This is a genomic window from Arthrobacter sp. Dra40 (assembly GCF_059091905.1).
In genome coordinates, this window is record NZ_JBNHHB010000230.1 from 1 (window position 1) to 7,653 (window position 7,653).

Below are 7,653 nucleotides of genomic sequence, written 5' to 3' on the forward strand. Positions count from 1 at the left end.
ACCATGGGCGACGAGATCATCGGCATTGGCCGCTATGACCGGCTGGACGATCCTGCCGAAGCCGAAGTTGCCTTCAACATTTCGGACGCCCACCAGGGCCGGGGGCTCGGGTCCATCCTCCTCGAGCATCTCGCGGCAGCGGCCCGGGAGAACGGCATCAGCAAGTTCTCCGCCGAAGTGCTGCCCGAAAACCGGAAGATGATCACGGTCTTCAACGACGCGGGCTACGAAGTGCGGCGCCATTTCGACGACGGCGTGGTCGCCCTCGAGTTCGATCTTGATCCCACAGACCGCTCCCGCGCAGTCATGGCCGCCCGCGAGCACCGCGCCGAGGCCAAGAGCGTAGCGGCGCTGCTGGCGCCCGGATCGGTGGCCGTGATCGGCGCCAGCCGGGACTGGGGGAGCGTGGGCTACTCGCTGCTGGAGAACATCATTGAAGCCCGCTTCACCGGCCCCGTCTATGCCATCAACCCGCAGGCCTTTGAGCTGAACGGCATGATCTCCCACGCCACCATCGCCGATGTGCCGCAGCCGGTGGAACTGGCCGTCGTCGCCGTCCCGTACGAGGAAGTGGCCAAGGTGGCCCGCGAATGTGCCGCCGCCGGCGTCAAGGGAATCCTGGTGGCCAGCGATGGTTTCTCCCAAGCCGGCGCCGAAGGATTGCAGCGGCAGCGCGAACTGGTGCGCCAGGCGCGCGCCCACGGCATGCGGGTGATAGGTCCCGGATCGCTCGGGCTCCTGAACACCGACCCGGCCGTGTCCTTGAACGCCTCCATGGCGCCCGCCATGCCGCCGCGCGGACCGCTGGGGCTTTTCAGCCAGTCGGCGGCAATCGGGGTGCTGCTCTACACCGCCGCCAGCCGGCGCGGGCTGGGGCTGTCCTCCACCGTCTCGGCGGGAAACCGGGCCGACGTCTCCGGCAACGATGTCATGCAGTACTGGGAGGATGACGCGGCCACCAAAGCAGTGGGCCTGTATCTGGAATCCATCGGCAACCCGCGTAAATTCTCCCGCATTGCCCGCCGGCTCTCGCGCAGCAAGCCCGTGATCGTGGCCAAGTCCGATGTGATGGGACTGCAGCTGCCGCCGGGCCATGCCGTGCGCACCACCCAGGCACCAATGGGCGCGCTCGACGCGATGTTCCGACAGTCCGGCGTCATCCGCGTGGAAACCAATGAAGAGCTGATGGACGTGGCCCAGATCCTGGTCAGCCAGCCGCTTCCGGCCGGGGCCAACCTGGCGGTCTTCAGCAACTCCATGGCGCTGGGCAATGTGGTGGCCGACGCTGCCAAGGCGCACCAGCTTCAGGTAATCCGGCAGGAAACCACCATGGATCTGAATACCGGCCAGTCCGTGGCGCTGCCGGTGCTTCGCCGGCAGGTGCAGCAGGCGCTGGCCGCACCCGAGGTGCACGCCGCCGTCGTGACCCTCCTCCCGGCCACGGGAATCCGGACTTCGGTGCTGGCCGAAGTACTGCGCGCATGTGCGGAGGAAGCCGGCAAGCCCGTGGTCGCCTCCTTCACCGGAGTACTGGATCTGGCCGAACGCACCGACGGCCTGCTCGCGACGGACGGCCAAATCCCCGAGGGTGGCTTGCAGCGCGGGCTGCCGTGCTTTGCGAGCCCCGGCAGCGCCGTGAACGCGCTGGCCGCCGTCGTCCGCTATGCGGAATGGAAAGCCCGCGACCAGGGCGAATATGCCGAAGCGGCAGGGACCGACCCGGCCGAGGCGCAACGCCACATTGACGCCCTGCTCGCCGGGGTTACCGGAACGGACCTGCTGACCCCTACCCGCGCGCAGACCGCCCGGCTGCTGGGCTGCTACGGCATCACGGTGCAGGAATCAGCCGGCTTCACTGACGACGACGAGGCCGTGGCCGCCGCCGAACGGCTCGGCTGGCCCGTCGCCTTGAAAACCACCGACGAACGGTTGCGGCAGCGGCTGGACCTCGGCGGCGTCCGGCTCAACATCCCCGACGAGGCGACGCTGCGCGCCAATATTGCGCACATGCGCGCCAGCCTTGCCCAGTTCGGCCACATCCCGTTGGAGATTCAGTCGATGGTTCCCGGCGGCCAGGCCTGCACCATCCGCTCGATTGAAGATCCGCTGTTGGGCCCCGTGGTGTCTTTTGGGCTGGCCGGCGACGCCGTGAACCTGCTGGGGGACTGGTCGCACCGGATCCCCCCGCTGACCACGGTGGACGTGGCGGATCTGGTCCGCGGGCCGCGCGCGGCAAGCAAACTTTTCGGATACCAGGGCCTGCCCGCCGTCGACATTCCCGCACTGGAGGACCTGATCGCCCGGGTGGCCCAGCTCAAGGACGAACATCCTGAAGTGGCGCTGCTTGAGCTCAACCCGGTCCAGCTTTCCGAGAGCGGCCTGGCCGTGCTGAACGCCGAAGTCAGGCTGGGAAACCATGCGCACCGGACGGACAGCGCGCGGCGCGCCATGCGTGACTGAAGCCCGGGTTGGCCATCCGGCCGCAGCGTAGGGGAATATGGAACACATGAGCCACCTTTCGACCGCCGAACGCCGCAGTCTCGACGACGCCCTCAACCGGGCAGGCTTTTACCCGCTGCTGGTTTCCGACGTGGTCCACGACGCCTTGGATGAGCGCGAGCCGCTGTCCCATCTGGTGCATCTCGAGACCCATTTCGACCGCAACGAGGTGCACCGGCACATCACGGTCCTGGTGCTCACCGAGGACATGCTGGTGATCACCCACGTCGACGACCAGCAGTTGGACGACGAGGGCGAGCAGATGATGGCGCAGATTTCCACCGAGTCGGTCCCGGTCAGCCAAATCCGCTCCGTGGTGCTCAGCTACGTCTACGCCCAACCGCAGAACTACACCTCCGCCGACCAGGCCCGCGAATTGACCTTGGCGATCGCCTGGTCCGGCGGCCAGCGGCTGGACATGGGCCCGGCCGGCTGCGGTGACCCGCAGTGCGACGCCGACCACGGCTACACCGGCAACATCGTCCAGGAAGACATTGTGCTGCGCGTCAGCGCCGAGGCCGACGGGGTGCAGGCGGTGCAGAACGCCAAGCACTTCGCCCGGGCACTGCGCAAGGTCAGCACCAGCCACCCCGAACCCGCCGCAGCGCCGGGTCCGGTGCAGCCACGCCCGCGCATTGGCAACCGCCTGGTCCGCGGCCACCACGGCCGCTAACCGGCGGGATTGCTGCGTGACCCTGATCCAGGAACTGCTTCCGGCTGCCCCCGGCTACGGCCGCAACTCCATCGCCGAGGTCATGACCAGTGCGGCCGCCGCGCTGGGCGCCGCGGGTTTCGACAACGAGTTGCAGCTGCCGCCGGCGCGGCGGGTTTGCGTAGTCATGGTCGACGGGCTGGGCAAGGCCCTGCTGAAGCAGCGCGGCGGACACGCACCCTTCCTGCGCCAGGCCATGGAGAACTCGCGCACGCTCGGCAGCGCCTTCCCCTCGACGACGGCGGCATCCCTGGCCAGCCTGGGAACCGGGCTGGCGCCCGGCCGGCACGGCATGGTCGGCTACGACGTGCTGGACCCGGAACAAGACAAGGTGGTCAACCAGCTCGGTGGCTGGGACGCCGGCGTGGATCCCTGCGTATGGCAACCACATCCGACGGTGTTTGAACGGGTCGCGGAGCAGTTGCCGGTGACCACTGTCAGCCTGCCCCGGTTCGCCGAGTCCGGCATGACGCGGGCGGCGCTGCGTGGCAGCACATTCGTGCCCGGCTCCACCGGTCATGCCCGCACCGGTGCAGCGGCCCAGGCGCTGGCGGCTACCGACCGCGCCCTGGTCTACCTCTACTTCAACGAACTGGACAAAGCCGGCCACCGCTTCGGCGCCGCATCCGGCCAGTGGGGGAATGCGCTGGAAGAACTTGACTCCGACATGCGCCGCCTGGCACGCCAGCTGCCGGCCGACACGCTGCTGCTGCTGACCGCAGACCACGGCATGCTGGACGTGGCCGAGGAGTTCCGCTTTGACTACTCGGCAGACCCGGCGCTGGTGGCCGGCGTGCGGCACACAGCGGGTGAACCGCGGCTGGTCCACCTTTACTTTGAACCGGATGCCGCTGCCGGGCACCGCGAACAGGTGGCCCGTGCCTGGCTGGACAAATACGGGAGGCAAGCCTGGGTCTTCACCCGCGAAGAAGCAGTCAGCCGTGGGTTTTTCGGCCGGGTCGACCCGAGGGTACTGCCCCGCATCGGAGACCTCATGGTGGCTGCCCGCGAACCTGTCGCTTTCTATGACACCCGCCGGGTCCCGGAGACCGCAATGTCAGTGGTAGGCCAGCATGGCTCACTGACCAAGGCGGAGCGGGAAGTGCCGCTGCTGACCTTGGTGGCTCCCGCCAAGCGTCGTTAGGAATACGGTCGCGTATTCCTGGCGGGCGTCACCGTTGCGACCGAAGTGCGCTTCTGCGAACTGGAGCGCCTCTGCAGCCTAGCGCTGCTGCGGACTCAAGCCCCGCAGCCGTCCGAACGCCGCTGGAGCCTGAGCGACGCTGCAGGTCAATCGTGCTTGGTGCCGAAGACGATCTCGTCCCAACTGGGGACGCTGGAACGCTTGGGCTTGATGGCGCGCTTGGGCGGTTCCGGCACTGAATCGCCCGGCCCGCCGTCCTTGGTGTCGCTTGCGGGGGAATCGGAAGCTGCTTGTGACCCCTCCGGCGCTTTCTCCGCCGGGTCGGCAGCCATACCATCGCCGCTGTCCACGGTTTTCACCGGCGCAGTGAAAGGGCGCATGAACTCCATGCGGTGCCCGGCCGCATGGGATTCTTGTGCGCCGCCCGACGAGGCCTGCGCGCCGCTGCCGTGAAGGTCCGAACCGCCGGCCGCGGGACCGTCGACGTCGGCCTCTTCGGCACTGTACCCCTCGGCGGCCCGATCATCGCCGGCGGTCTGGGGCTCCGGCTGTTCCCGAAGGAACTCGGGCGCGCCGGAAAGAGTGATTTCGTGAGTGAGCGTGCTGACTCCGTGCTCCAACTCCAAGGACGAAGCAGAACCGTCGTCGTACGCCGGAGCCAGAGTCAACGGGAAACCCGCCCGCGGGCGCATGGCTGGGGCATCGTCCTCCGATGCATCTGCCTCCTCCACCGCGTCGCGGGGATGGGCCGCAGGAACCGGGCCGTGGGTGAGCATCAGAGCCAGCGCGTCGTCGGCATCTTCATCGACGCCCAGCCGGTGCCCGCGGCGGGCACGCAGCACTTCCAGCAGTTCTTCCGACTCAGAGGACTGCTCCTCGTCCTGCTCGTCCGCCGGGCCGGGGGCCGCCACGGCGTCGGCCTCGAAGTCGAAGACATGGTCGGTGACGGCCTTCAGCCGGCGCCCGGGTACCGGACCGTCCACGGTCTCCAGTTCGCTCAACTGCTGAGCCCATCGGTTGGCATTCTGGATGGTGCGGCGGGCGGCATGGAAAACCCACCGCGCGGGCGGCTCTTCCCCGATGGACTCGGTGGCCGGTGCGGCGGGGGCGGTGAAGGACGCCACGATTTCCCACGTGCCGTCGCTGCGCCGCCAGGAATCCCAGTTCATTGAGTCGGGTTCGATGCCGAAAGCGTGGATCCGGTGGTCCACCATTTCACCGAGCGTGGCCGGCTCATCGCCAAAAGCCGAACGGTATCCATCGTGGCCGGGGAGCGGACCGGCCACTTCCACCTTGCGGGCCTGCTCCACAATGTAGTGCCGTTCAGCCAGCACGGGGCTCTCATAGCGCCGGATACGTTCGAGGTCGAAACCGGACTCAGCCGCAACCTCTTCAGCCGTGGCGCCTGCACGGATGCGCGCCTGGATTTCCCGCGGGGACAAACCGGCTTCCTTTGGTTCCCCGGCCCCCGGAGCACGCGTGGTTGTGGGTCGGACGACCGCTGTGCGCAGGGCTTCATCAATGGCCAGACGGTAGTCGTCGCCACCTGCGCTCAACAGCAGATGTTCGCCATCCTCATGGACACCCACCAGCCGTAGATCCTGCATGAAAACCCTCCACCAGACGACACTTTATGCTTGAAACTCTGCCATCGATACCGGGCTTTTCCTATTGTTTTCGCAGGTGTGGCGCGGAGTTTGTGGGCAAGGTCGCCGGCCTCGGCCGGCGCGACGGAGGCCGCCCTGCTGGTTCGGCAAGCGCGGAGTTTGGCAGCCGCACGGAAATCGGCGAGAATCTTCGCGGCACGGGCACAAATCCGAGCGCGGATGCGTTGACCTGTGCACAGATCCTCGGATTGCGGGCACCAGTCCTGGAACCGGGGATCTGAGGGATGAACTGGACTGGACCGAAGTGGGAGCAAACAACAATGGCCACTGACTACGATGCCCCGCGGAAGCCGGACGAAGAGACCCACGAGGAGTCCATCGAAGAGCTGAAGTCGCACCGGCGGACCGATAAGCAGTCGGCCGTTGTCGACGAGGACGAGGCCGAGGCAGCCGAAGGTTTTGAACTGCCCGGCGCCGACCTGTCCGGGGAAGAACTGCTGGTGCGCGTCCTGCCGGCCCAGCAGGACGAATTCACCTGCGCGTCCTGCTTCCTGGTGCGCCACCGGTCACAGGTGGCCAAGGAGAAAGACGGTTTGCTGTACTGCACGGACTGCGAAGGGTAGCGCGCGCAAGCGCCTCGTCTGCTTGCCGGGGGAGGATGCCGTGCCGTTGGGGCTAGCCGGCATCCTGGGCGGGGATGTCCTGCGCCGGACGGTCCAGGGCGGCGGCTAGCTGCTGTGGCCGGCGTGTGGACGTGATCCAGTAGGGGGTCAGGTCCGTTTCGTCGGTGATTTCGATGGTGACCACCGGATCGATCCAGCCCCGCATGCACATGTAGGCGGTGCCGTTCAGCTTGGTGCCGCGCTGTTCAGTAGCGGCCTCGCGGGTGTACGCCTCGACATTGCCCACAAAACGACGCTCGATCTGGGCGCGGCCCACCTGCAGCGTCGTGTCGGTGACCAGGATCCGCGGCGTCGATGCGATGAGCAGGATGACGAGCAGGATGGCGGCAACCACCGCACCGATGATGCCTGCCGTGACGCTGATCGGTGCCAGCACCACGAAGACAGCGGCGGCAGCGCCGGCGGCAATGAGCCAGATCCAAAAGTTGGGCCAGAGCCGCTCATCGAAGCGGGGCACGGAAGAAGGACCGCCGGCGGGTCCGGGGCCGCCGGCAGGGGTCGCGGGTTGTGTCATGGACTCAGCTTTTCACCTTTCGACAGGCATTTCACCTTGCCGCCGGCGGGGCTGTGGAAGCCCGCCCATCCGCGGGCGTCACCGGTGAAAACACGCTAGAGTGATGTGCGGAATATCTCAGCGGGCACGGCTCGGCACTGCCGGAAAACTCCCCGCACTACCGGCAATCGCAAGGACATACGATCACGAGTGCAGCAGACAATTGAAACGCTGACAGTCCAGTTGAAAATGCTCGACGACGGGCTGGAACCTCCCGCCTACGCGCACCCCGGGGACGCCGGGGCGGACCTGCGGACCCGGATTGACGTCCGGATTGGCCCGGGGGAGCGGGTCCTGGTGCCCACCGGCGTGGCCTTGGCGCTGCCGCACGGGTATGTCGCCCTGGTCCACCCGCGTTCCGGGCTGGCGGCCAAGCATGGACTGACCATTGTGAACGCCCCCGGCACAGTCGATGCCGGTTACCGGGGAGAGATCGCGGTGACCTTGCTGAATAC

7 protein-coding genes are annotated in these 7,653 nt (G+C 67.4%); 5 read left to right on the top strand and 2 right to left on the bottom strand.

Annotation, left to right across the window (positions count from 1 at the left end; genetic code table 11):
* From AC5RWT_RS32165 to AC5RWT_RS32175, 3 genes are all read left to right on the top strand, one after another.
* The coding region (locus AC5RWT_RS32165) for a bifunctional acetate--CoA ligase family protein/GNAT family N-acetyltransferase (RefSeq protein WP_494083764.1) at positions 1 to 2,460 on the top strand (2,460 nt) is incomplete at its 5' end.
* A 37-nt stretch (positions 2,461 to 2,497) separates the two neighbouring features.
* A complete protein-coding gene (locus AC5RWT_RS32170) occupies positions 2,498 to 3,172 on the top strand; it encodes a DUF5998 family protein (RefSeq protein ID WP_493967397.1) in 675 nt (224 codons plus the stop codon).
* Between the two features lie 82 nt (positions 3,173 to 3,254).
* The gene (locus tag AC5RWT_RS32175; protein ID WP_494083767.1) at positions 3,255 to 4,355 is read left to right on the top strand and encodes an alkaline phosphatase family protein; all 1,101 of its coding nucleotides are present in this window, start codon (positions 3,255 to 3,257) and stop codon (positions 4,353 to 4,355) included.
* 146 nt (positions 4,356 to 4,501) lie between these two features.
* Here the strand turns inward: AC5RWT_RS32175 and sepH are convergent, their stop codons facing one another.
* Entirely contained in the window at positions 4,502 to 5,962 is a 1,461-nt protein-coding gene (gene sepH / locus AC5RWT_RS32180) for a septation protein SepH (protein ID WP_494083765.1), read from the bottom strand.
* Between the two features lie 320 nt (positions 5,963 to 6,282).
* On the opposite strand from sepH, the gene AC5RWT_RS32185 reads away from it, so the two are divergent.
* Positions 6,283 to 6,585: a DUF4193 domain-containing protein gene (locus AC5RWT_RS32185; protein ID WP_493967400.1), complete on the top strand. Its 303-nt coding sequence runs from the start codon at positions 6,283 to 6,285 to the stop codon at positions 6,583 to 6,585.
* A gap of 52 nt (positions 6,586 to 6,637) precedes the next feature.
* Here the strand turns inward: AC5RWT_RS32185 and AC5RWT_RS32190 are convergent, their stop codons facing one another.
* Positions 6,638 to 7,159, bottom strand: a complete 522-nt coding sequence (locus AC5RWT_RS32190) for a DUF3093 domain-containing protein (protein WP_494083766.1) — start codon at positions 7,157 to 7,159, stop codon at positions 6,638 to 6,640.
* 228 nt (positions 7,160 to 7,387) lie between these two features.
* On the opposite strand from AC5RWT_RS32190, the gene dut reads away from it, so the two are divergent.
* The coding region (gene dut / locus AC5RWT_RS32195) for a dUTP diphosphatase (RefSeq protein WP_494083768.1) at positions 7,388 to 7,653 on the top strand (266 nt) is incomplete at its 3' end.